At 44.4% G+C, this 24,000-nt stretch carries 26 protein-coding genes; all 26 read right to left on the bottom strand.

What is annotated here, in order from left to right; translation table 11 throughout:
- Nucleotides 1–74 precede the first annotated feature (74 nt).
- The 26 genes from MIS45_RS01555 to MIS45_RS01430 all read right to left on the bottom strand — a co-directional run bounded on the left by MIS45_RS01555 (nucleotide 75) and on the right by MIS45_RS01430 (nucleotide 23,679).
- The gene (locus MIS45_RS01555) at nucleotides 75–566 is read right to left on the bottom strand and encodes a PIN domain-containing protein (protein ID WP_249450788.1); all 492 of its coding nucleotides are present in this window, start codon (nucleotides 564–566) and stop codon (nucleotides 75–77) included.
- Nucleotides 559–1,698, bottom strand: coding sequence for an AAA family ATPase (locus MIS45_RS01550; protein ID WP_249450787.1), 1,140 nt, complete (start codon nucleotides 1,696–1,698; stop codon nucleotides 559–561). The genes MIS45_RS01555 and MIS45_RS01550 overlap by 8 nt, the downstream gene beginning before the upstream one ends.
- 69 nt (nucleotides 1,699–1,767) lie before the next feature.
- Entirely contained in the window at nucleotides 1,768–3,783 is a 2,016-nt protein-coding gene (gene nuoL, locus MIS45_RS01545; RefSeq protein ID WP_249450786.1) for an NADH-quinone oxidoreductase subunit L, read from the bottom strand.
- Between the two features lie 388 nt (nucleotides 3,784–4,171).
- A complete protein-coding gene (gene nuoK, locus MIS45_RS01540; protein WP_249442899.1) occupies nucleotides 4,172–4,477 on the bottom strand; it encodes an NADH-quinone oxidoreductase subunit NuoK in 306 nt (101 codons plus the stop codon).
- Nucleotides 4,474–5,124 (bottom strand): NADH-quinone oxidoreductase subunit J, encoded by a 651-nt coding sequence (locus MIS45_RS01535; RefSeq protein ID WP_249442898.1) that lies wholly within the window; start codon nucleotides 5,122–5,124, stop codon nucleotides 4,474–4,476. The genes nuoK and MIS45_RS01535 overlap by 4 nt, the downstream gene beginning before the upstream one ends.
- A gap of 184 nt (nucleotides 5,125–5,308) precedes the next feature.
- Nucleotides 5,309–5,788 (bottom strand): NADH-quinone oxidoreductase subunit NuoI, encoded by a 480-nt coding sequence (gene nuoI / locus MIS45_RS01530; RefSeq protein WP_034293441.1) that lies wholly within the window; start codon nucleotides 5,786–5,788, stop codon nucleotides 5,309–5,311.
- 148 nt (nucleotides 5,789–5,936) lie between these two features.
- Entirely contained in the window at nucleotides 5,937–6,302 is a 366-nt protein-coding gene (locus MIS45_RS01525) for an endonuclease domain-containing protein (RefSeq protein WP_249450785.1), read from the bottom strand.
- A 179-nt stretch (nucleotides 6,303–6,481) separates the two neighbouring features.
- Nucleotides 6,482–7,531 carry an NADH-quinone oxidoreductase subunit NuoH gene (gene nuoH, locus MIS45_RS01520; protein WP_249450784.1) on the bottom strand — a complete coding sequence of 350 codons (1,050 nt, stop codon included), beginning with the start codon at nucleotides 7,529–7,531 and terminating at the stop codon, nucleotides 6,482–6,484.
- Between the two features lie 2 nt (nucleotides 7,532–7,533).
- Entirely contained in the window at nucleotides 7,534–9,780 is a 2,247-nt protein-coding gene (nuoG, locus tag MIS45_RS01515) for an NADH-quinone oxidoreductase subunit NuoG (RefSeq protein ID WP_249450783.1), read from the bottom strand.
- A 335-nt stretch (nucleotides 9,781–10,115) separates the two neighbouring features.
- Nucleotides 10,116–10,421 carry an endonuclease domain-containing protein gene (locus MIS45_RS01510; protein ID WP_249450782.1) on the bottom strand — a complete coding sequence of 102 codons (306 nt, stop codon included), beginning with the start codon at nucleotides 10,419–10,421 and terminating at the stop codon, nucleotides 10,116–10,118.
- A gap of 178 nt (nucleotides 10,422–10,599) precedes the next feature.
- Nucleotides 10,600–11,043, bottom strand: a complete 444-nt coding sequence (locus MIS45_RS01505) for a hypothetical protein (protein WP_249450781.1) — start codon at nucleotides 11,041–11,043, stop codon at nucleotides 10,600–10,602.
- 44 nt (nucleotides 11,044–11,087) lie between these two features.
- Nucleotides 11,088–12,389, bottom strand: coding sequence for an NADH-quinone oxidoreductase subunit NuoF (nuoF, locus tag MIS45_RS01500; RefSeq protein ID WP_249450780.1), 1,302 nt, complete (start codon nucleotides 12,387–12,389; stop codon nucleotides 11,088–11,090).
- A gap of 345 nt (nucleotides 12,390–12,734) precedes the next feature.
- Nucleotides 12,735–13,046 carry a GIY-YIG nuclease family protein gene (locus MIS45_RS01495; protein WP_249450779.1) on the bottom strand — a complete coding sequence of 104 codons (312 nt, stop codon included), beginning with the start codon at nucleotides 13,044–13,046 and terminating at the stop codon, nucleotides 12,735–12,737.
- 158 nt (nucleotides 13,047–13,204) lie between these two features.
- Complete coding sequence (gene nuoE, locus MIS45_RS01490; RefSeq protein WP_249442891.1) at nucleotides 13,205–13,678, bottom strand: NADH-quinone oxidoreductase subunit NuoE; 474 nt, start codon at nucleotides 13,676–13,678, stop codon at nucleotides 13,205–13,207.
- A gap of 48 nt (nucleotides 13,679–13,726) precedes the next feature.
- Nucleotides 13,727–14,125 (bottom strand): putative quinol monooxygenase, encoded by a 399-nt coding sequence (locus tag MIS45_RS01485; RefSeq protein WP_249450778.1) that lies wholly within the window; start codon nucleotides 14,123–14,125, stop codon nucleotides 13,727–13,729.
- 165 nt (nucleotides 14,126–14,290) lie between these two features.
- Entirely contained in the window at nucleotides 14,291–14,590 is a 300-nt protein-coding gene (locus tag MIS45_RS01480) for a hypothetical protein (RefSeq protein ID WP_249444337.1), read from the bottom strand.
- Between the two features lie 136 nt (nucleotides 14,591–14,726).
- Complete coding sequence (locus MIS45_RS01475; RefSeq protein ID WP_002642676.1) at nucleotides 14,727–15,113, bottom strand: hypothetical protein; 387 nt, start codon at nucleotides 15,111–15,113, stop codon at nucleotides 14,727–14,729.
- A 41-nt stretch (nucleotides 15,114–15,154) separates the two neighbouring features.
- A complete protein-coding gene (locus tag MIS45_RS01470; RefSeq protein ID WP_249450777.1) occupies nucleotides 15,155–15,628 on the bottom strand; it encodes a DUF6630 family protein in 474 nt (157 codons plus the stop codon).
- Between the two features lie 35 nt (nucleotides 15,629–15,663).
- On the bottom strand, nucleotides 15,664–16,920 hold the full coding sequence (gene nuoD, locus MIS45_RS01465) for an NADH dehydrogenase (quinone) subunit D (protein ID WP_249443752.1): 1,257 nt from the start codon (nucleotides 16,918–16,920) through the stop codon (nucleotides 15,664–15,666).
- Entirely contained in the window at nucleotides 16,913–17,500 is a 588-nt protein-coding gene (locus MIS45_RS01460) for an NADH-quinone oxidoreductase subunit C (RefSeq protein ID WP_249450776.1), read from the bottom strand. The genes nuoD and MIS45_RS01460 overlap by 8 nt, the downstream gene beginning before the upstream one ends.
- A 145-nt stretch (nucleotides 17,501–17,645) precedes the next feature.
- Nucleotides 17,646–17,906: a hypothetical protein gene (locus MIS45_RS01455; protein WP_249450775.1), complete on the bottom strand. Its 261-nt coding sequence runs from the start codon at nucleotides 17,904–17,906 to the stop codon at nucleotides 17,646–17,648.
- Nucleotides 17,907–17,935: 29 nt separating this feature from the next.
- The gene (locus MIS45_RS01450) at nucleotides 17,936–18,415 is read right to left on the bottom strand and encodes a NuoB/complex I 20 kDa subunit family protein (RefSeq protein ID WP_249450774.1); all 480 of its coding nucleotides are present in this window, start codon (nucleotides 18,413–18,415) and stop codon (nucleotides 17,936–17,938) included.
- The gene (locus MIS45_RS01445) at nucleotides 18,406–18,774 is read right to left on the bottom strand and encodes an NADH-quinone oxidoreductase subunit A (RefSeq protein WP_249444333.1); all 369 of its coding nucleotides are present in this window, start codon (nucleotides 18,772–18,774) and stop codon (nucleotides 18,406–18,408) included. Before MIS45_RS01445 ends, MIS45_RS01450 begins: the two co-directional genes overlap by 10 nt.
- A gap of 501 nt (nucleotides 18,775–19,275) precedes the next feature.
- Complete coding sequence (gene rpsJ / locus MIS45_RS01440) at nucleotides 19,276–19,587, bottom strand: 30S ribosomal protein S10 (RefSeq protein WP_249442884.1); 312 nt, start codon at nucleotides 19,585–19,587, stop codon at nucleotides 19,276–19,278.
- A 19-nt stretch (nucleotides 19,588–19,606) separates the two neighbouring features.
- Nucleotides 19,607–20,791: an elongation factor Tu gene (gene tuf / locus MIS45_RS01435; RefSeq protein WP_249442883.1), complete on the bottom strand. Its 1,185-nt coding sequence runs from the start codon at nucleotides 20,789–20,791 to the stop codon at nucleotides 19,607–19,609.
- Between the two features lie 407 nt (nucleotides 20,792–21,198).
- Nucleotides 21,199–23,679 carry a TonB-dependent hemoglobin/transferrin/lactoferrin family receptor gene (locus tag MIS45_RS01430; RefSeq protein WP_249450773.1) on the bottom strand — a complete coding sequence of 827 codons (2,481 nt, stop codon included), beginning with the start codon at nucleotides 23,677–23,679 and terminating at the stop codon, nucleotides 21,199–21,201.
- Nucleotides 23,680–24,000 lie beyond the last annotated feature (321 nt).

The raw sequence follows: 24,000 nt of genomic DNA, 5'->3' as shown, positions 1-24,000 counted from the left end.
GTAGTAGCCTGTTTTCTCTTTTATTTAAATTAAAACTGTTTTTGTGGTGGCTGCGGTTTCAGGCAGCCTGAAAATCATTTAAATCTTGATACATTTAAATCTTGATACAATTTTTCTAATGTAACATTCACACCTTTGTCGCCCGATACCATTTCATAACCGTAAATTTTGGCAGTGGCAAAATGGAACATATCAAAACGCCGTTTGTCTATATTTAATTTATTGGTGCTAATCATTTGCTGACACAATGCACATTTTTCAGACGGCAATTTATCTTGATGTTGAAAAGTGTGTAGTTGGTGTAATTTTATGGCTAAATCAATAATGGGTTTCTTAATTTCCACAAAATGAAAGTAGTTTTTTAATGCTGTTTCATATAAATTTTCTTCTTCTGGATTATTCCATTTAATCCCACGAATGACTTCATAACGAACTAATTCAGTCATGTAAAATTCATGTGGTTCAGCCAATTTTTCCATAAAATTTTCACGAATTTCAGCGTGATTGACGTGTTTTTTATCCAGCAATTTAATCAGATAATTGGCATCAAAAAAATATTTATTCATTTTCTTGCTCCCAAATATCATCATCGCGCTCTAATAAAGCCAACAATGCAGCTTTGGCTTCTTCACGATTACCGCGCCATTTACTGCGTTCTGCGGTTAAATCAACATCAAAAGCCGTATCCAGCAAATCAACAATAGATGATTGTGCAGGATAATCAACCACTTTGCCATAAACCACACCATCATCTAAATTGCGTTTCAAGCGATACGCTTCGCCCTGCTCCAACTGACTAATTACCAACGATGAATGTGTGCTGACCAAAAAAGTCGTGTTCGGAAACAATTTTTTCAGCAAAGGAATAATTTTAACTTGCCATTCATTGTGCAAATGGCTTTCTATTTCGTCAATCAGCACCACACCACGCACTCGGGCGATTTGCTGTTCATTGGTAAAGTAGCTGTAACCCGCGATAATGGATTGCACCATTTTCAAAATGGACGTGAAACCGCTTGATAATTCAGCCAATTCGCGCTTTTGCCCTTCCACTTTGATGAACACGCGATTGTCGCCCGATATTTCTAAAAATTCGCTATCTATTCTTTCATCTATTTGATTTAAAATGGACAATAAAGTATCCAATTCAATTTTGCGGTTGTCTGCTTTGGATTGATAGGGGTTGGCAGACTGGGCGCGTTGGATTATCCATTCTTCTAAATTGGTGTCCATATTCAGGCTTTTGAAATTTTCAGGCTGCCTGAAAACGGAAAGTAAATTATCTATATATTGCTCAATACGTTGTTGATAATTACCTATTTTTTTTATACTATCAGTTTTATTTTTAATATTTCCACGATTTTGAGCCGCTACATACACAATTGGTTTTTGATGTGGCTTTAATACCTTAAAGGACAATAATTTTTCATTAGCTTTTTCCGGAAAATATGCATCTTTGAATGGCATATATTCTTTCTCAATTAACGTACCTTTCAGCCATTCTTCATCATCTACAAAAGAAAGTTCAAGATGAGTAGCAAATAAAACCGTAAACAAACACTCCAACAATTTCGTTTTGCCCACGCCATTTGCGCCAATAAAAGTGTAAACACGTTGATTGGGGACAAAATCCACTTCTATTGTGCCTACGCCTTTTACACCTTCAAAGCGAACCACGCCATTTAATAAATCGTTCATAGCCAATCAACCTATTTTGCTTTTCAGGCTGCCTGAAACCGCCCCACCCTTTTCAGGCAGCCTGAAACATCATTTAAACCACAAATTCCAGAAAAACGCCACAATCAACACCAGCACCCCAGCCACCATCACAGCCGCATAGGTGTAGATGAAACCCGTCTGCGCTTTGCGGACTTGCGCGGCGATGTTGCCGACCAGTTTGGCGGAATTGTTCACAATGCCGTTGTCAATAATCATGGTGTCGCCCACTTTCCAGAACAGCTCGCCCAATTTGCGGCTGCCTTTGGCGAACACGTTGAAGTAGATGATGTCCAAATAGTATTTGTTGTCCAACAAGTTATAAATCGGTTTGCAGGCTGCCTGAATTTTCGTGGGCAAATGCGGTGCTTTCACATACAAGAACCACGCTGCCACCACACCCGCAATCGCCAAGTACAACACAGGGCTAACCAAACTGTGCGTTACCATGCCGAAAATGCCGTGATAGTGTTCCGCCATAATCGTCATGACTGGGTGCGCTTCGTGATTCACATAAATCACGTCTTTGAAAAAATCGCCATACAACAAAGGTTTAATCGTCAATGCGCCAATAATCACAGACGGCACAGCCAAGAACAACAAGGGGAAAGTTACCACCCAAGGGCTTTCGTGCGGATTGTCATTGGGCGACAAACCGTGATGATGTGCGTCATCGTGATGTTCATCGTGGGCGTGATGATTTTCTCGCCAACGCTCTTTGCCGTGAAACACGATAAAGTATTGACGGAACGCATAAAACGCGGTTACAAACACGCTCGCCAACACGGCAAAATAGGCAAAACCGCTACCCGTCAAATTGCTGAATTTCACGGCTTCAATAATGGAATCTTTGGAATAGAAACCCGAGAAAAACGGTGTGCCAATCAGCGACAAATTGCCCAACAACATGGTTATCCAAGTAATCGGCATGTATTTACGCAAATTGCCCATATTTCGCATATCTTGGTCGTGGTGCATGCCGATAATCACGCTGCCTGCCGCCAAGAACAGCAATGCTTTAAAGAATGCGTGTGTCATCACATGGAACATGGCAATGGAATAGGCAGACACGCCCAACGCCACCGTCATATAGCCCAGTTGCGACAAAGTGGAATACGCAATCACGCGCTTGATGTCGTTTTGAATCGTGCCCAAGAAACCCATAAACAAGGCGGTAATCGCGCCAATGACCATAATCACGCTCAACACGGTTGTACTCATTTCGTACATGGGCGACATGCGCGACACCATAAACAGACCTGCGGTAACCATGGTCGCCGCGTGAATCAGCGCGGAAATCGGCGTTGGGCCTTCCATAGAATCAGGCAGCCAAACGTGCAAAGGAAATTGCGCGGATTTACCCATTGCGCCCACAAACAGCAGCAAGCAAGTGACGGTAATCAAATCCGTGCCAAATAAAGTGCTACCCACCACATTGGGCAAATAGGCGAACACGTCCGCATAACGCAGGCTGCCACCAAAATAGCCCAGCACCAAACCGATGCCCAACAAAAAGCCGAAATCGCCCACGCGGTTCACGAGAAACGCTTTTAAGTTGGCGAAAATCGCGCTGTCGCGTTTGAAATAGAAACCAATCAGCAAATATGACACCAAGCCCACCGCTTCCCAACCGAAAAACAGTTGAATAAAGTTATTGGACATAATCAACATCAACATGCTGAATGTAAACAAGGAGATGTAGCTGAAAAAGCGTTGATAGCCGACTTCTTCATCGTGCATATAACCAATGGTATAGATGTGTACCATCAGCGACACGGACGTTACCACCACCATCATCATGGCGGTCAGGCTGTCCACGAGAAAGCCGACTGAAAAGTCCACACCGCCCATGGTGAGCCATGTGTACACGTTTTCGTCAAACTTGGCGCGTGTGCCAGTCGCAAAGCCGTACAGCACATAGGCGGACAACAGCGCGGAAATCGCCACACCTGAAATGGTGGCGGTGTGTGCGCCACGCCGTCCGATTTGGTTGCCAAACAAGCCTGCCAGCAAACAGCCCACCAATGGCGTGAGCGCGATGATTAAATATAAAGTCATGTCGTTCATGGAAGTGAACCTTTTTGATTTTTAAAAACTTTTTTGGCTATATTTTTATTTGGGTTGTTTTCAGGCAGCCTAAAATTATTGATGCCGTCTGAAAATATTTCTCGTAGGTCGGGCATTTATGCCCGACATTATTTCGGTTTTTTTTGCGTCGGGCATCAATGCCCGACCTACTATTTATTATGTTGCTGCAATTTTCCCCTCCTCTGCTTGCGGGGGAGGGAACAGATTGTAGATAAATAAACAGTTTCAGGCAGCCTGAAAGCATTAATGCCGTCTGAAAATATTTTCCGTAGGTCGGGCATTTATGCCCGACTTGAATTTGTCGTGTTTTGATTGTCGGGCATAAATGCCCGACCTACACTATTTTCAGGCTGCCTGAAAATCCCAATTAGCCTTTCAGCGTATTCAATTCAGTAACGTTAATGGTTTGTCGGTTGCGGAACACCAGCACCATAATCGCCAAACCAATCGCGCTTTCTGCCGCCGCCACCGTCAGCACGAAAAACACGAAAATCTGTCCAGCCGTGTCGCCTAAATACTGCGAAAAGGCAATAAAATTAAAGTTTACCGCCAACAACATCAACTCAATAGACATCAGCAAAACCAGCACATTTTTGCGGTTCATAAAAATGCCCATCGCGCTGATGCCAAACAGCAATGCCGCCAACACCAAATAATGTGTAATCGTAATCATGCTTTGCCCTCCTCTGCGTTTTCAGGCTGCGTGTTTTTTGGGGTTTGCACTTCGGCAGCCATTTTGACCATGCGTAAACGTCCTTCTGCCGCGTTCACTTTCACTTGGTCGGCAGGGTTGATGTATTTTTCATTGGTGGACTTGCGGTGTACCAACGCAATCGCTGCCACCATGCCCAACACGAGCAAAACCGCCGCCAATTCAAAGGGCAACAGATAAGTCGTGTAAATTTGCTTACCCAAATCGCGCACATTGCTGTAATCGGCAGGAATGTCTTTCATTTCGCCATACACCGACAAATTGGTGTCGGGCGCGATTAACACGGCAATCAGCACCAAAGCCATCAACACGCCCACCGTCATGGCGGCAGGGGCGTTGCGCCAGAAACCTTTACGCATTTCTTCCGCGTCAATGTTCAACATCATCACGACAAACAGGAACAGCACCATCACCGCGCCCACATACACCACCACCAGCGTGATGCCCAAAAATTCCGCTTGCATGAGCATCCACATCATCGCGGACATGCAAAACGTCAGCACCAAATACAGGGACGCATGAACGGGGTTTTTTGCCGTAACGGTTTTGACCGCGCCGAACAAAATCACGGCAGCGATAAAGTAAAATAAAGCAAGTTGGAAAGTCATGTTTATGCTTTCTTTTTAATCAAAAATAGGGTTTCAGGCAGCCTGAAAATCACTGCAAAATCTTTATGGGCTTATCGCAATCTGTCCCCTCCCCCTATGAAGGGGGAGGGCTAGGGTGGGGGTTAGATTGTTGGTTTTGCCCCCACCCCAACCCTCCCCCGCAAGCAGGGGAGGGAGAAATGGCTCAACGATATGGCGCGTCAGCCGCTTTGCGTTTGGCGATTTCGGCTTCGTATTTGTCGCCAATTGCCAGCAAAATGGGTTTGGTCATGTGCAAATCGCCGCGTTTTTCACCGTGATACTCAAAAATATGGGTTTCCACAATCGCGTCCACAGGGCAGGCTTCTTCGCAAAATCCGCAGAAAATACATTTGGTTAAATCAATGTCGTAGCGCGTGGTGCGGCGTGTGCCGTCTTCGCGCTGCTCGGATTCAATGTTGATTGCCATGGCGGGGCAAACCGCTTCGCACAATTTGCAGGCAATGCAACGCTCTTCGCCATTGGGGTAACGGCGTTGCGCGTGCAGTCCACGAAAACGCACGGATTGGGGCGTTTTTTCTTCGGGGAAGTAAATCGTGTCTTTGCGAGCGAAAAAGTTTTTGAGCGTTACGCCCATGCCTTTGACCAGTTCGCCCAATAAAAAGGTTTTGACTAAATTTGCCATAATGTTGTTCCTACCCTTTTGGTAGTGGTTTTTTATTTAAAAATCAATCATAAAATGAGTTTCAGGCTGCCTGAAAAATCTTTTGGCGGATATGCCAACAATATTTACGCTGCGGCAACCTGTCCCCTCCCCTGCTTGCGGGGGAGGGTTAGGGTGGGGGTAAACCGCCACACGCTTTCAGTATTTCGTTTAGCACAGCTTCCGTATCCTGCAAAACTTCATTATTCCAAAAACGGATAACGCGGTAACCTTGTTCATTCAAAAATTCAGTTCTTTGATTATCATAAATAATTTGTTCGGCATGTTGTCCGCCGTCCAATTCAATAATCAATTTGTGTTCCATGCTGACAAAATCGGCAATGTAATGCCCAATGATTTGTTGTCTGCGAAATTTGATGCCGTTCAACTGCCTATTCCGCAAAAAATACCACAAACGCTGTTCCGCCAATGTCATGTTTTTGCGGAGATTTTGGGCATGGGGTTTTAAAATTCGGTTTCGGGTTGTTTCTGGCATTTTTGCCCCCTCCCTAGCCCTCCCCCGTTTGAGACGGGGGAGGGAACAGGTTTCTGGTCATTTTACGGTTTCAGGCTACCTGAAAATATTTTTCCTAACATTTTAATTGATTGCAATCCCATTTGGTTTACTGCAATCTATCCCCCGTCCCAAACGGGGGAGGGTTAGGGTGGGGGAAATTATTTCCACAAACTCAATGGCGAAGCCATCCAGCCAGCCAATACTGTAATGCAGATAAAACCAACTGGAATCAACACTTTCCAGCCCAAACGCATGATTTGGTCGTAGCGGTAGCGTGGGAATGTGGCGCGTATCCACAAATAGCCGAACAACACAAACGCCATTTTTGCGAACATCCAAAACGCGCTCGGTGCACCAATCCAGCCCCAGCTTTGTGGGAAAGGCGACAACCAGCCACCCAAAAACATGATTGCCGTCAATGCGCCAATCAAAATCATGAAAATGTATTCCGCCAAGAAAAATAAGGCAAAGGCAAAACCCGAATACTCAACGTGGAAACCTGCGACAATCTCACTCTCGCCTTCCGCCACGTCAAATGGGGCGCGGTTGGTTTCCGCCACCGCCGAAATCAGGTAAACCAAAAACGCGGGGAACAAAGTAAACCAGTTCCACGAGAAAATAGAACCTCCCGCAATGCCGCTCGCTTGTGCTGCCACAATCTCTTTAAAATTCAGGCTGCCTGAAACCATAATCACACACACCAAAGCGGCTGACATGGCAATTTCATACGAAATGGTTTGTGCAGACGAACGCATCGCGCCCAAAAAGGCGTATTTGGAATTACTCGCCCAGCCCGCAATAATCACGCCGTAAACCGACAACGATGTAATCATCAAAATATACAGCAAACCTGCGTCCACATTGGTCAAAACCCATTCTTCATTAAACGGAATCACCGCCCAAGCCGCAAATGCTGGCGCGAGCGACAACATTGGTCCAATGTAAAACAAGGCTTTATTGGACAAAGTCGGGCGCGTTACTTCTTTGAACAAAAGTTTCAACACGTCCGCAAAAGGCTGAATCAAGCCCCAAGGTCCCACAACATTGGGGCCTGTACGCAACTGCATGAAACCAATCACTTTGCGTTCAAAATAAGTGAGATACGCCACAGTCAAAATCAATGGGGCTAAAATCAACACGATTTTCACGATAATGGACACAATCAAGCCCAAATCTTGCCCCAACAGGCTTTGAAACCACTCTTGCATGATTACGCCCTCGCCAATTCAATGCTGTTCATCAATCCGCCCAAAGCCGCGTTTGCCGCGTGCAAGGGCAAGTAAACCACGTTTTCAGGCAGCGAATTGTCCGCCACCACCGATACGCGCACACGCGCACCGTTTTGCATGGCAAGCGCGTCATCGCCATCAGCCAAACCGAATGTCGCCAAAGTGTTCGCATGAACACGCGCCACTGGCACTGCCGCGTGGCTGGTTTGTTGCAAAGACGCGGCTCGGCGCACAATCGGGTCGCCATGATAAATGCCCACGCCACCCACGCGCACGATTTTGTGCAGGCTGCCTGAAACGGCATTGCCGTGCCAAGTGCTGCGGTTGTTCAGTTTTTCAGGCAGCATGTCGGCACAAATGGCTTCGCGCAACACTTCTTCGCTGCTATTGAAATCAAAGCCTTGCAAGTCAAACACATTGCCCAACACGCGCAAAATTTTCCACAATGGACGCGCTTCGCCCAAAGTTTTCACAACGCCATGGAACGATTGCAAACGCCCTTCCATATTGATAAAGCTGCCCGATGTTTCGGTAAATGGCACGATTGGCAGCAAAATGTCGCAAACTTCGCGTAAAGTTTCGCTTTCGTAAGCGGTAAATGCCATAACGGTGGCGGCTTGTTTCAGACTGGCTGTTGCTTGTTCGCCACCCAACACGTCCACATCTGGCTCAATGTTGAACAGCAACACGGCTTTTTTCGGCTCGGCAAGCAAATCGGCAATATTGGTTTGGTTGAAACCGATGATGTCCGCGCCCACGCTGTTGGCGGCTTGCGGCAAAACGCCCAAAGTCGCGCCCAATTCGTCCGCCAAAGTTTGCGCGGCTGCGTAAATGCCTGCGTAATCGTGATGATTTTGCACGTCCGCGCCCAAAATAATCGCGGCACGTTCGGCATTTTTCAGGCTGCCTGAAACGTGTTCGGGCAAATGCGCCAAGTAATCCGCCCATTTATGCGGATGCACAATGTCTTGCGCCAACAAGGGCATATGCAATTCTTCGCGGTTGGCAGCGACCACGCTCAACGCCATGCCTTCTTTGGCAGAACGGCGCAGACGGGCAGTCAAAAGCGGCTGTTCTTTACGCAAATTCGCGCCCACAATCAACACCGCTTCGCAAGCCGCAAGCTGTTCAATCGTTTGACCCAGCCATTGCGCCCCTTGCAGGCTGCCTGAAAGACGGCTGTCGTTTTCACGCAAACGCGAAGTCATCGCTTTCACGCCGAAACCGTCCGCCCATTTTTTCGCCAAATACAGTTCTTCCACCGTATTCATCGGGTTTGCCCACACGGCAATTTGCTCTTTGCCGTCTTCTTTAGCAATGCAATCAAGGGTATGGCGCACATATTCCAAAGCGGTTGTCCAATCCACATCTTGCCATTCGCCACCGTGTTTGATTTTGGGCGTTTTCAAACGGCTTTCGTGGTACAAACCTTCGTAGGCGAAACGGTCGCGGTCGGCAATCCAGCATTCGTTAATCGCTTCATTTTCAAGCGGTAACACGCGGCGCACCGTGTGGTCTTTCGTTTGCACAATCAGGTTTGAACCCAAAGCATCGTGCGCGGAAATGGATTTGCGGCGCGACAATTCCCACGAGCGCGAATCATAACGATACGGCTTGCTGGTCAATGCGCCAACGGGACACAAATCAATCACATTGCCCGACAATTCGGTTTCCACCGCCTTGCCGATAAAGGGCATGATTTCGGAAAATTCGCTGCGATTAGCCATGCCGATTTCTTGCATGCCCGCGATTTCTTCCGTGAAACGCACACAACGGGTGCAATGAATGCAACGGCTCATTTCGGCAGCCGAAACCAAAGGCCCCATGTCTTTGCCGACTACGGCGCGTTTTTCTTCTTGATAGCGGCTGCCTGATTTGCCGTAGCCCACCGCCAAATCTTGCAACTGGCATTCGCCACCTTGGTCGCAGATGGGGCAATCAAGTGGGTGATTTATCAGCAAAAATTCCATTACGCCTTGTTGCGCCTGTTTGGCTTTGGCGGAATGGGTATGCACCACCATGCCGTCTGTAACAGGCGTGGCACAGGCGGGCAGGGGTTTGGGGGCTTTTTCCACGTCCACCAAGCACATGCGGCAGTTGGCGGCAATGGACAGCTTTTTGTGATAACAAAAATGCGGAATGTAAGTGCCAAGCTGGTGCGCCGCTTCAATCACGGTCGTGCCTTGTTTCACTTGGGTTTGTTTACCGTCTATTTGGATTTGTAACATGGTTGTTTCCTAGTTACTTTTTTATATTTAAAAGAAATTTGTTTCAGGCTGCCTGAAAAAAGGGGCAGCGTTTAATATTAATATTTTTTTGGGACAGATTTTTCAGGCAGCCTGAAATAGTCAATCTTCCACTAACCTATCCCCTCCCCCGTCTCCAACGGGGGAGGGTTAGGGTGGGGGCAATCGCTGCCACAATATTTCAAAATCTGTTCTAAAACTGCTTCGGTATTTTGTATAGTGGATTCAATTTAAATCAGGACAAGGCGACAGCGACCGCCGTGTACATCTAGTACATAAGGAAGCTGGCAACGCTGTACTGGTTTAAATTGAATTCACTATAAAACTTCATTATTCCAAAATCGCACAACACGATAGCCTTGATTGTTTAAAAACTCGGTTCGCGCATTGTCGTAAGCGATTTGTTCGGTGTGTTGCCCACCGTCTAACTCAATAATCAATTTGTGTTCCATGCTGACAAAATCAGCGATGTAACTGCCTATTGTCTGTTGTCGACGGAATTTGATGCCGTTCAATCTTTTACCGCGTAAGTGATACCACAAGCGTTGTTCGGTAAGGGTCATGTTTTGTTTTAAATTTTTCGCATTTTCTTGTAATGCTGGATTTCTGGTGCTATGGCGCATTTTCAGGCTGCCTTTTCAATCTTGCGGTAACAGTTTATGCCGTCTGAAACCTACTCCCATCCTCTATGGGGAGGACTGTTGTGGGTTAGAGCATTGATATTCAAAAATAACTTAACCCGATAGAACCACCCCCACCCTAACCCTCCCCCGCCAGTCGGGGGAGGGGACAGGTTGCTGGTTATTTTACTGTTTCAGGCTGCCTGAAAAACATGGTATCCATAATCAAATGTGCCAATTTGGTTTCATGAAAATCAAATTCTAATGATGTGATTTCTAAAAAATCCAATTCGGTTTTATCATCAGTCAGATACAACATCAAATAAACTTGATTATTCGGTATTTCATCAATCTGACAATTTTCAAATGCTGTTTCAATTAAACGTGTTGCATTAAGCAATTTTTGGGGTACAGGCTGCCTGAAAGTTTCTGGTATAACAGTTTTAAAATCAATATACATACCATAACCCTGTGTTGCCGTCCGACAAACCACATAAGAATGGCAAATTAAATTTTGAATATATTGACGAATTTCATCATCAGAAATTGCCTGAACAATCGCTGCCAAAAATATTTTTTCATGAACAGAAATTTCATCGCCCAAATTCACAATGTATTTTGCCATGATATTTTTCCGCAAATTTCATTTCAGGCTGCCTGAAAATGGGTTTACCACCCACCCCACTTATGTTCTTTCATCGGCTTGCCATGCTCAATATAATGCTCAAATTCAGCGCGGAAATGCTTGGTAAAACTGCGAACAGGGAACACAGCCGCGTCCGCCAGCGCACAAATGGTGCGTCCAGCCATATTGTTGCCCACGCTGTCCAGCAAATCCAAATCATCGGGGCGACCTTTGCCAGTCGCAATGCGGTGTATCACGCGATACAGCCAGCCCGTGCCTTCACGGCAAGGCGTACATTGACCGCACGATTCTTCGTGGTAGAAATACGCCAAACGCTCCAACGCTTTGACCATACAGACATCTTCGTCCATCACAATCACCGCGCCCGAACCGAGCATAGAACCTGCTTTGGCAATGGAATCGTAGTCCATATTGCACGCCATCATAATATCCGCAGGCAGCACAGGCGCAGACGCCCCCCCAGGAATCACCGCTTTCAATTTCTTGCCGCCACGCATACCGCCAGCCATCGCCAACAATTCGGAAAATGGCGTACCAAGCGGCACTTCGTAATTCCCAGGGCGTTCAACGTGTCCCGAAATGGAAAACAGTTTGGTGCCGCCTGCACCTTCCACGCCCTGCTCCAAGAATTTTTGTCCGCCATCTTTGATGATGAACGGCACGGACGCAAAAGTTTCCGTGTTGTTAATGGTCGTGGGTTTGCCGTACAAACCGAAAGACGCTGGGAATGGTGGTTTGAAACGCGGCTGCCCCTTTTTGCCTTCCAAACTTTCCAGCAAGGCGGTTTCTTCGCCACAAATGTACGCGCCATAGCCATGATGCGCGAACAGCTCAAAATCAAAGCCCAAACCCATGATGTTTTTGCCCAAAAAGCCAGCTTGACGGGCTTCGGCAAGGGCGGCTTCAAAGCGTTGATAGCCTTCAAAAATTTCGCCATGAATGTAGTTGTAGCCTGCTTCCGCACCCATCGCGTAGCCAGCAATAATCATGCCTTCAATCAGCGCGTGGGGGTTGTACATGATGATGTCGCGGTCTTTGAATGTGCCTGGTTCGCCTTCGTCCGTGTTGCAGACCACATATTTCGCCCCTGGGAACGAGCGTGGCATAAAGCTCCATTTCAAGCCAGTCGGGAAACCTGCACCGCCACGACCGCGCAAAGCGGACGTTTTCACTTCGTCAATGATGTCGTTTTGCGCGATTTTTTCGGTCAAAATTTTGCGTAACGCGCTGTAACCGCCACGCGCTTGGTAAGCCGCGAGCGTCCAACAATCGGGGTTTTGTGTGGGGACGTTTTCAAAAATCACGCCTGATTGATAAATTGCCATGTTTTCTACCTATTTATTTCATTTTCAGGCAGCCTGAAAAATCAATTTGTTTATTGCCAACAATCTCTCACACTGCCATCATTCCCGCGCAGGCGGGAATCCAACTTTGAGATTAGGTAACTTCTATTTTTTAATTCAACTATTTGCTTATTCAATTTTTGGTCAATGCGACCCAATTTTGGATTCTTGCTGATACGAAAATTTTTCAGGCTGCCTGAAATATCAAAACTACCGTCATCGATATTTGCCTAAAAAACAAATATTTCACAACCCAACCTTGGATTCCCGCCTACGCGGGAATGACGATACTGGTGATTTTGTAAAGGTTTCAGGCTGCCTGAAATCTCACGCCACCAATCCACCAAATAAATCCAACCAATCAGGATTTTGTTCTTCAATTAAACGAATTTTCCATTCTCTGCGCCATTTTTTCATGGCTTTTTCTTTGGTAATCGCTTCGGTCATCGTAGCAAAGCATTCATACCAAACCAATTTATCTACGCCATATTGTGCTGTAAAACCATCAGGCGAAACGCCTTGTTTATGTTGCCAAATGCGTTCAGGCAAATTCATGGTAACGCCAATATACAAAGTCCCATTACGCCCACTTGCCAAAATGTAAACAACAGGTTGCCGTGCGAGTGGGTGCTGATTCATTCTGTAACCTTTCAGGCTGCCTGAAAATTTTTTATTAATTTATGTTTATTAAATTGTAAGTTGGTGCAGCCCAACTTTGGATTCCCGCCTACGCGGGAATGACGGCGTAGTGTGGTTTTAGCTACGCCGAACTTCATTTCAGGCAGCCTGAAAAACCTTTACTGCAATTCCGCCAATTTCTTATCAATCGCTGCTGCGTCCATAAAGCTGCACATTTTGTGATTGTTCAACAACATAACGGGGGCATCGCCACACGCGCCCATGCACTCGCCTTCAACCAGCGTGAATTTGCCGTCTGGGGTGGTTTCGCCATAGCCAATGCCGAGTTTTTCTTTCAGGTATTCGCCCGCGTCCACGCCGCCACGCAAGGCGCACGGCAAATTGGTGCAAACCGTCAATTTGTATTTGCCCACGGGTTTTAAATCGTACATATTGTAGAAAGTCGCCACTTCATAGGCGGCAATCGCGGGTATGCCGATGTAATTTGCCACAAATTCAATGGTTTCGGGTTTCAGCCAGCCCAATTCAGTTTGCGCGATACGCAATGCGCCCATCACTGCGCTGCGGCGTTGCTCGGCGGGGTATTTTGCCAATTCAATGTCAATTTCTTTTAATGATTGTGCGGATAACATTTTGTAATCCTAATAAAATAATAAATTCAGGTTTCAGACGGCATGAAATTATGGTGCAACTGCTTTTGAGCCAAAAATCACAGGGTTGGTTTCCACCACTTTGCGCGACACAATCATGTCTTTCGCGCCATTTAACCATTTTTGAAAATGTGGCGATTGGCGATGTTCTTGATAAGCAGCTTCATCGGCATAGGCTTCCACAACGTACAATTTATTGCTTTGTTCTTTATCAGCAAGCACATACATCGCTAAAACACCTTTTTCGGTATTCACCGATTGCGTGATGTTGTGTTTCCCTAATTCATTAAATTCAGTTAAATTTTCAGGTTTAATTACCAATTCAAAAATACGAATAATGGGTTGTTTGGGTGCTGCAATCGGTGTTTGTGTCGTCATACAAGCGGCGGTTGATAAAGCTGCGATTAACAATAAAATTTTCTTAAACATTTTGATTTTCCTGTTTTCAGGCTGCCTGCCCGTACATAACAATTTGTAGTTCGGGCATTTATGCCCGACATGATTCATTACCGCGCATTATGTCGGGCATAAATGCCCGACCTACAACTAAATAAAATTATGGTTTATTTCACTTTCAGGCAGCCTGAAAGTGATTCAATTTAAATGTCGAGAAATTGCCCATGTTAATATCAACGACATAATAGGGAACGCCAACATGATTTTCATTGAAGCGATATTTTCGCTTGTTTTATCAAACGCAATGTCCATCAATACACTCATTTGCAGCCAAGCCAAAAAACCAGTCAATCCCAATACCAACATTCTCATAACAAAAGCAGCAACGCCTTCGGTATCGCGGTCAAATTCCAATAAATCACGGCGCAAAAACACGCCAAAAATTATGCTGACGCTTATGCACAAAACTAAAGCGATTGGATTAAAAACAAAAAACATGATTTTTCCTTTTAAGACAGCCTGAAAACTACTGCGTTATATTTTCAGCGTTGCGTCGGGCATGAATGCCCGACCTACAAAGGCTTCACAGAAAGCTATAACTTTCAGGCTGCCTGAAAAATCGTTTTGCCTATTTTTAACGCCAACCTGCTTTTTTCCGTGCAAAATAACGCATAATCCAAGGCAAAGCTAAAAGCGGTAATGCTAAACCTATCCAAATCAGTGGGTTACTATCGCCAGCTTTGAATTTAGTTTGAATAAAATGATACAAACCGACAATCATGGCTAAATAAGCATACGTTCTTATCACTTGCGGAAAATACAACGGTAATTCTTCGTACTCTGTCAAAGTTGAATGTCCCATTGCCACTTCTTCTGAATATTGCCCATGAATTCGTGCGCTATAAAAGGGAATAATGGGAATGTGTAAAATCGTAAACCAATAAGTTGCAATATACGAACCATCTTCTTCTTGACAGCATTCGCCAACAAATTGCGTTCCAATGCCATTAAATGTACTCATTTTATATATATTCTCGTTTTCAGCCTGCCTGAAAAATCGTTTTATGCCTGAATTAACTGGTAACCAATGCCCCACTCTTGCGAAACACGTTCAAAATCTGACTTATCCACATTGGGAATGAAAACAAAATAATACAAATCACTTTGTGTATCCAATGAATACAATGCAACATCGTGTTGCGCCAATTTCTGCGCTGCCAACTGTAACAATGTTTCCACATCATCTTCTTCACGATTTTGTTCCGACCAATCAAAACGCAATTCAAATCGTTCAGCCACATCATCGTCCAAATAAGCGATGAACGAATCAGCATCTTTCCAATCAATCGCAAAAAAATGTGTACCATCGCCTAATTCATTGTGCAATAAGAAATCTGTAAAAATTTCATCGCCGTTCCAAGTCGCTTCTTCATCATCGTCATCAACCACATCTTGCCAAATAGAGACAATTTCATCTACTTGTTCAGGGTCATCACGATAAACAACTTCAAACCATTTTCTAAATAATTCTTCCATAATTTCCATTTCCTATTTTCAGGCTGCCTGAAAAATTATCTATCCACTTCGCCAAACACAATATCTTGCGTACCGATAATCGCCACCACGTCCGCCAACATATGCCCACGCGACATCTCGTCAATGCCCTGCAAATGCGCGAACCCAGGGGCGCGGATTTTCAGGCGATACGGCTTGTTTGCGCCATCGGAAATCATGTAAATGCCAAACTCGCCTTTCGGGTGTTCCACCGCCGTGTAGGTTTCGCCTTCGGGAACGTGCATGCCTTCGGTGAACAATTTGAAATGGTGAATCAAATCTTCCATGCCTGTTTTCATGTCGGTGCGTTTGGGTGGCGCGACTTTTTGGTCTTCCACAATCACGGGCAAATTCGGATTGGCGCGTAACCAGTCGGCACATTGCTTGATAATCCGCACAGATTGACGCATCTCATTGACGCGACACAAATAACGGTCGTAGCAATCGCCATTCACGCCCACAGGAATGTCAAAATCAATTTGGTCGTACACTTCGTAAGGGGTTTTCTTGCGAATGTCCCACTCCACGCCCGAACCGCGCAACATCACGCCTGTAAAGCCTTTTTGCAAGGCGCGTTCAGGCGACACCACGCCAATGCCCACAGTACGCTGTTTCCAAATGCGGTTGTCAGTCAGCAGGGTTTCCAGCGTGTCAATGTTTTTCGGGAAACGCTCGCAGAATGCGTCAATAAAGTCCAACATGCTGCCTTCGCGTGACGCGTTCAGCTCCTTCAACACTTTGGCGTTGCGGTATTTGCTGGATTCGTATTTCGGCATGAAATCAGGCAAATCGCGGTATACACCACCCGGACGGAAATAAGCCGCGTGCATGCGCGCACCCGATACGGCTTCGTACAAATCCATCAATTCTTCGCGGTCGCGGAAGGCGTACAAAATCGCGGTCATTGCGCCAATGTCCAGCGCGTGCGAACCCACGCCCATTAAGTGATTGAGAATGCGCGTTACTTCGGCAAACATGGTGCGTATGTACTTGGCGCGAATGGGGACTTCAATGCCCATCAATTTTTCAATCGCCATGCAATACGCTTGCTCGTTGACCATCATGGAAACGTAATCCAGCCTGTCCATATACGGCAGGGCTTGCAGATAAGTTTTTGTTTCAGCTAACTTTTCCGTGCCACGATGCAATAAGCCAATATGTGGGTCGGCGCGAACAATGGTTTCGCCTTCCAATTCCAAAATCAGGCGCAATACGCCATGCGCGGCGGGGTGTTGAGGCCCGAAGTTAATCGTGTAATTGCGTAATTTAGCCACCGTAGTTCTCCTCGCGTACAATGCGCGGTGTGATTTCACGCGGCTCAATGGTAACAGGTTGATAAACCACGCGCTTTTCGGTTTCATCGTAGCGCATTTCCACATGACCCGAAATCGGGAAATCTTTGCGGAATGGGTGTCCAACAAAACCGTAATCGGTCAAAATGCGGCGCAAATCGGGGTGATGATTGAAAACAATGCCATACATATCAAATGCTTCGCGCTCGTACCAATCCGCGCTGTTGTAAATGGGGGTAACAGTTTCCACAATGGGCAAATGGTCGTCTTGCGCCCACACGCGCACGCGAATGCGCTGATTGTTTTTCACGGAAACCAAATTGCTGACCACCGCAAAGCGTTTGCCGTCCCACACTTGGTTTTTGTAAGTGCTGTAATCCACGCCACACAAATCCACCAGACTTTCAAAATGCAAGTCTTCGTGGTCGCGCAGGGTGGTCATGATGTCCAAATAGTTTTCAGGCAGGCATTCGATGGTTACTTCATCAAATGCCAAGCTGATTTTGCTGGCTTTTTCGCCCAAAATTTCGGTGCAGGCTGCCTGTAAATCAATAACGTGCATTTTGCGTTCCTAAAATATCATTTCTGTGCTTTCAGGCTGCCTGAAAGTTTTTGTGTAGGGTGCAACTTGTTGCACCAAATCAATTTAAATCAATGTGTTAAATGGTGCATCAAGATGCACCCTACTTTTCAGGCAGCCTGAAAGATTATTTTGTTACGTAAGCACACTTTCCTCTATCTCCCTCGTCAAGCCATAATGCAACTTCGCAATAATCTCCCAATTCCATTACAGCTTCATGGTTTCTTGAAAATTCCGACCAATCCTGCTCACTCCATGAATCGACATAAACCATACGAAAATGCCAAGGTTTTTTAATAAATGGGCGATAGCTGATACCAAATTCATCGTGTGCTTTTTCAATGGCAATGAAAGGCACAAACAACAGTAAAAACCATAATTTTTTCATTGTATCTCTTTCAGGCAGCCTGAAAAATCTCAATGCCGCGCAATCGTATAAGTGCGTTTGATTTTGCCCTGCAACTGAATCAAACCATACAACAAGGCTTCGGCAGTCGGCGGACAACCTGGGACATACACATCCACAGGTACCACACGGTCAGCACCGCGCACCACCGAATAGGAATAGTGATAATAACCACCGCCATTGGCGCACGAACCCATAGACAACACCCAACGCGGTTCTGCCATTTGGTCGTACACGCGGCGCAGGGCCGGTGCCATTTTATTGGTTAATGTGCCTGCCACAATCATCAAGTCAGATTGGCGTGGCGATGGACGGAAAATAATCCCAAAACGGTCAAGGTCATAACGCGCCATGCCTGCATGCATCATTTCCACCGCGCAGCAAGCCAAACCAAAGGTAACAGGCCACAGCGAGCCTGTGCGTACATAGTTCAAAACTGTATCCGCGCTGGCTGTAATAAAACCTTTATTTAAAACGCCTTCTATTCCCATTCCAGCGCACCTTTTTTCCATTCGTAAACAAAGCCCACCGTCAAAATCACGATGAACACAAACATAGACCAAAACGCATACGCACCCGTTTCAGCCATCAAATCTTTGAAAACCACAGCCCATGGAATCATGAACGCGACTTCCAAATCAAACAAAATAAACAAAATCGCCACCAAATAATAGCGCACGTCAAATTTCATGCGCGCGTTTTCAAAGGCTTCAAAGCCGCATTCAAAGGGGGTGTCTTTTTCGTGATAATGGCGTTTGGGTCCGAGCAAATTGCCCAGCACCAAAAAGAGAATACCCGCCACCAACCCAACAATAATGAAAATTAGGACAGGGAAGTAATTTGACAACATAAAATTGACCTTATTAGGCAAGTTAATTAGCGTAACTTTATATTTTAACCAATTTCAGCAATCTTTAAAAGTTTTGATATTAGATTTTGTATTTTTATTGCTTAAATGATAATATTTCTTATTTACAAAAGATTGGATTTATAGTCGGTTAAAATAAACTCAGACAAGGCGGCAGCGACCGTCGTGTACAAATAAGTACACAAAGGAATTGGCAACACTGTATTATTTTTTATTTTAACTGCATATAGATTCGCATAAAACGAACTAACGTTATAGTGGATTCAATTTAAATCAGGACAAGGCGACAATGGCTATCGTGTACACATAGTACATAAGGGAGCTGGCAACGCTGTACTGGTTTAAATTGAATTCACTATATACTAAATCTTAAATTATGATTAACCATATTTCGTTTTCAGGCAGCCTGAAAATAAATTTCCATAAAACCAAAATCCCCTAAATCATTTTAGTTTAGGGGATTTTGTCGATTTTACAATCAGATTATTTTACTTTGATTTCAACGTCCACGCCAGCAGGCAAGTCCAATTTCATCAAAGCATCAGTGGTTTTGTCCGTCCAATCCACGATGTCCATCAAACGCAAATGCGTGCGGATTTCCAACTGTTCACGCGAAGTTTTGTTCACGTGTGGCGAACGCAAGATGTTGAAGCGTTCAATTTTGGTTGGCAAAGGAATCGGGCCTTTTACCACTGCGCCAGTGCGTTTTGCGGTTTCAACGATTTCTTGGGCTGATTTGTCAATCAAGCTGTAATCGTAGGCTTTCAAACGGATACGGATTTTTTGGTTAGCCATTTGTCTTTATCCTTTTGAATTAAGCAATTACGTTAGCCACAACGCCCGCACCTACGGTACGACCACCTTCACGAATCGCGAAACGCAAGCCGTTTTCCATTGCGATAGGCGCAATCAATTCAACGGTGATTTTCACGTTTTCACCCGGCATAACCATTTCTACGCCTTCAGCCAAAGTAACTGCGCCAGTTACGTCAGTTGTACGGAAGTAGAATTGTGGGCGGTAGTTTGCGAAGAATGGGGTATGACGACCACCTTCATCTTTGCTTAATACGTACACTTCTGCTTCAAATTTGGTGTGTGGTGTGATAGAACCTGGTTTAGCCAATACTTGACCGCGCTCAACTTCTTCACGTTTGGTACCACGCAACAATACACCTACGTTATCGCCTGCTTGACCTTCGTCCAACAATTTGCGGAACATTTCCACACCAGTACAAGTGGTTTTTTGCGTGTCTTTCAAACCAACGATTTCAATCTCTTCGCCTACTTTAATTACACCGCGTTCTACACGACCAGTAACTACTGTACCGCGACCAGAGATAGAGAATACGTCTTCGATTGGCAACAAGAATGGTTTGTCAATCGCACGTTCTGGAGTAGGAATGTAGCTGTCCAATGCAGCAGCCAATTCAAAGATTTTTTCTTTGTAAGCTGCGTCGCCTTCCAAAGCGCGCAAAGCAGAACCTTGAACGATTGGGCAGTCATCTCCTGGGAAATCGTAGCTAGACAACAAGTCGCGGATTTCCATTTCAACCAATTCCAACAACTCAGCGTCATCAACCATGTCGCATTTGTTCATGAACACGATGATGTAAGGAACGCCTACTTGGCGAGCCAACAAGATGTGTTCGCGAGTTTGTGGCATAGGACCGTCAGCAGCAGAACATACCAAGATTGCGCCGTCCATTTGAGCCGCGCCAGTAATCATGTTTTTCACATAGTCTGCGTGACCTGGGCAGTCTACGTGTGCGTAGTGGCGAGTTTCGGTTTCGTATTCAACGTGAGCGGTGTTAATGGTAATACCGCGTGCTTTTTCTTCGGGAGCCGCGTCAATTTGGTCGTAAGCTTTTGCTGTACCGCCGAATTTTTCAGCCAAAATGGTGGTCAATGCAGCAGTCAAAGTGGTTTTACCATGGTCAACGTGACCGATTGTACCTACGTTTACGTGGGGTTTGCTGCGTTCAAATTTTTCCTTAGCCATGAGCTAAATTCCTTCTATAAAGAACAAGTTAAAAGAACAGTGCCAAGCTATTTGCTTGTACACAAAAAAGCAGAACGATGTTTATCGCTCCGCCAAATCTGAAAGGCGAAATTATCGCCTGTTTTTATAAAAAAATCAAGTGGTTTATTTTTCAAGCTAAAATCTTTACAGAACCCCAAATGGCAGGCTGGATTCTTTAATCCAATATTTTTTATATTGAACAGGCATTTGTTTTTATTTTAAAATTATCAGATGCAAGTATCCAGCCTACGAGTTTTCAGGCTGCCTGAATAGTTTTTTTGCAAAGGTTTCTATGCTACCAGTCTCTTGTGATGGAGAGGCTGCCTGAAAAATCAATAAAACTCACAATATCCAAATCTATACACTTCATTAATTTTCAGGCTGCTTTAAAATTTATATTCTAAAGAAACAGCATAATTACGACCAGGTGCTGTAAAACGTTCCAAGCCTTGATTATGATTTCCTCTATCGTTAGCTCGAGCAACACGGTCAGATGTGCCTGTTAAATTCAAACCGCGCAATGTATCCCAACTGTGGTATTTGCGATTGGTAACATTGTATATGCCAGCACGCATAGTAAAGTTCTTCATAGGACGATAATAGCCATAAATATCCCATATCCATGCAGATTGATTCCACCAAGGAAATTGTTGTACTGATGGTTGTGCAGTATCGTAAGCGCGACAAATGGATGAACCATACCAATAGTCAAATTCTTCACGAATGCAACGGCGTTCTCCTTGTAAATACTGAGCATTTTTAGGGCTCTTACCTTTATTGTAGGTTAGTCGCGAGAAAATACCCCATTTTTCGCTAGGATGTTCATAATCCAAACCAATAATGGCTTTCAAAGGTTGAATGGCCAGCAAATTGACTTTACGCCCTTCGCTATACATTTGTCCTTTACTCCAACCCAATGCTCCTGACATTTGCCAACCTTGCGGTAAAAAACCAATGACATTCAAATTCAGACTACCTTTCAGTTCTATGCCGCTGATTTTGGCTTTATCAGCATTAAAAAATTGTTGGTATGGCGTGGAAACATAACGATCGCACCAAGAAGAATTGCAATATGGATTTTCAATATTAACCCACCCTTCGCGCTCATACAAAAAATCACGATAACGACTGTGATAAGCTCCTAAATTCAATTTACCATAATGCCCACTACCTGAAAGTGTAATATTATGATTTATGCTTTTTTCTGCTTTTAAGGTGGGATTGGCAAACCAATTTCCTGCAAAACTTTCAAATGTAAAATACATTTCCGAAGCAGTAGGATTACGAAAACCACTGCTGATTTGGTAGCCCAAATGCCAATTATCATTCAATTGAGCATTTAATCCCACAAGTCCACTCCAATTTCGGAAAGTTTTATCTTTGGCAGCTCCACATAATCGCCCCATACGTGTAGCATTACCACAAGCTATGCTACTGTGTTGAGGGCTGTATTTTTCTTGGTCATATCGAATACCAATTTGAGATGAAAAAGTTTGGTTCCATTTAATTTTGTCTTGTACCGCTATGCCATAAAATGTCGTTTTCACAGGATGTTGAATCGTATAAATATCTGGATTAGGCATTTTTTCACCTGTTGTCCAGTTGATGTATCCTCTGTCTTCTAATGTCCCATCCGCCTTGAAAAACTGGTCGTTATTGATGTTTTCAAATTCACGCAGTCCTCCCAATATTTTAAATGACAAAGTATGTTGCCCCAAAAATTGAAATGGGTTTGTTTCTGTAAACAAAGACAACCGATTTAATTTAGTTTTATTGTAGCGTTGAAAATATTCTTCTGTGTGCTGTTTATCATAACCATAATTATTGAATGAAATGTAGTTATATTGTCCTTTTGCAATATTAATACCATTGTGCGTACGCGCATGATCAAGTTCTACCTTAAACACAGAAATAGGCGATGCTTCAGGTGTAAGTTCATAAGTAAGAGCAGTATTACTGATACGTTGGCGGTCATCAATATCGCGCCAACCGCGCCCAGTAAGCCATGTAGGATGCTCGTAAGAAAATTCGTTCACAAAATTGCTATTGCGTTGTCCATTGTATGTTAAAGCAATGCGCTGTGAAGGACTAACTTGCCAGCCCAATTTTGCCAACCAACCATTATTATTGTGTTGTGATGGATCTGGATTAATTTGATTAATACCATGCCTAGCAAATTTAGCACGTACTTCATCACTTTCCCCTACTCTTGGCTCAGCAGTATTGTCATGATTTTGAGTTTCATGACCATGGCGATGGGTATACAAAATGACAGCATCAAAAGCATCATTCCTAAAGCCTAAACCCATGGTATTCACCCACTCACGGTTTTTAGTGCTGTAACCACTGCGCAACATACCACCAAAATGACGGTCATCTCGCACAATATCGCCTACACTCAAAGTACGATAATTCACATTCCCACCTAACGAGCCACTACCAAAATTAAGAGAATCCGAACCCTTTATCACTTCAATATTGCGTACCAACTCTGGGTCAATGCGCAGGCGTGAATGATTGAAATTACCATAACGTTTGTAAAGCGAATTTTCTTCAGAATCAGGCAAAGTAATACCATCAATGGCAATACCAACGCGATTATCATCTACACCACGCATAGCAAACCCTTTTTGGTGTCTCCCATTTTCCGCTACGCCTACATCAGCACTATACCGCACTAAATCCCGATTATCACGAATCATCTCACGCGTAATCGTGGCGCGATTTTTCGTTTCCGAAATAACCGAACCACGCTGGCGTTTACCTATTACATGAATATTTTCCAATTCTTGCGCATGAATTACGCTATCAGCAATCGATTGATTTCCTAAACAAACCATCAGTAGCAATAAGGATAATTTTTTCATTTCGCTACTTTGCATGCCAGTACCCTTGTTATTCTCATAAAAATGCTCCATAATTAATAATGAAATTAATATTAATTTCTATTTTCTTTTATGATTATACTTCCCACATAAAAAAACGTAAAGATTGCATAATCTTTTGAATATGTGATTGATTTGATTTCAACCTAAAATATTTTCAATAAATTTTAGTCATCTAGAAAATATTAAAGTTCAGACCAATCACAAAATATAGGCAAACTTTTGAGTAGTACATGACAGGAATGCACCAAAGATATTTATTTTTCAAATATTTCAGGCTGCCTAAATATTTAGAACCTGTAT

It is taken from the genome of Wielerella bovis (assembly GCF_022354465.1).
Classification (GTDB): domain Bacteria; phylum Pseudomonadota; class Gammaproteobacteria; order Burkholderiales; family Neisseriaceae; genus Wielerella; species Wielerella bovis.
The sequence above is the reverse complement of the archived record's forward strand: the minus strand, read 5'-3'. Positions and strand labels throughout refer to the sequence as shown.